Source organism: Sebaldella sp. S0638 (assembly GCF_024158605.1).
In the GTDB taxonomy this organism is placed as follows: domain Bacteria; phylum Fusobacteriota; class Fusobacteriia; order Fusobacteriales; family Leptotrichiaceae; genus Sebaldella.
Genome location: NZ_JAMZGM010000263.1, coordinates 1 through 1,065 on the forward strand (window position 1 = coordinate 1; position 1,065 = coordinate 1,065).

Annotated in this window: 1 protein-coding gene; it reads right to left on the minus strand. The window is 39.5% G+C overall.

From position 1 onward, the window contains the following. On the minus strand, positions 1 to 1,065 hold a 1,065-nt coding region (gene ulaG, locus NK213_RS20150), incomplete at its 5' end, for an L-ascorbate 6-phosphate lactonase (protein WP_253352683.1).

Consider the following 1,065-nt stretch of genomic DNA (forward strand, 5'->3'; position numbering starts at 1 on the left):
TTACAGCATAGACTTGAAAGGTAAATCAGGCTCTATTGTAAAACAGTCCTCAAATCCTCTCTCAAAGTGAAACTCCAGATTGTCCTTGTCATTAGGAAATATGAATTTCCCTCCTACCTGCCATATAAATGGTTTGAACTCATACTTTAATCTGGCTTTCTTCATCTTCCAAAGCATTAATATTTCATACGGGTCTGCCTGAAAGTTCGACCAGATATCATGGTGAAACGGTATTACTACCTGTGTCTTTAATGATTCTCCCATTCTCAAAATGTCCACTGATGTCATCTTATCTGTCATTCCTCTCGGGTTTTCTCCGTATGATCCTAATGCTACATCTACTTTATGTTCATTACCGTGCTTTGCATAATAGTTTGAATAGTGTGAATCTCCGCTGTGATACAGATTTCCTCCTGGTGTTTTTACCAGATAGTTTACTGCCAGTCTGTCCATATCCTGAGGCATCTTATCTTTTAGTATTACTCCTTCCGGTGCTGTCACTAGCTCTGTTCTGTCAAATGACTCTAATACCACAAGCTCTATATCTTTTATCTTTACTGTATCTCCGGGCTTTACCACTTTACATCTCTCTGCAGGTACTCCCCAGCTTACCCATAAATCAACACATGCCTGCGGCCCTATAAACGGTACACTCGGATCACAGTTTTTCAATACCGCTGCTGCCACATTAGGGTCAATGTGATCTGCATGGTCATGTGTGGCAAGTACTGCGTCAAGTTCTTTTATTGCAAAAGGATCAAGTACAAAAACAGAAGTTCTAAGGTTTGGCTGTAACTTTACCCCTCCCACCATTCTCTGCATCTGATGCTGCTTTTTCATTAATTTATTTTTCTTTGTTCTTTTTCCTGTACCGCACCAAAAGTCTATAACAATATTAGTATTACCTTCACTCTTAACCCAGATACCTGTACATCCAAGCCACCACATAGCAAAAGTTCCCTTTTCTACTACTTCTTCTTCGATTTCCTCATTAAGCCATGTCCCCCATTCCGGAAATGTGTTCAATATCCAAGATTCTCTTGTTATTTCTTCTACTTTACTCAT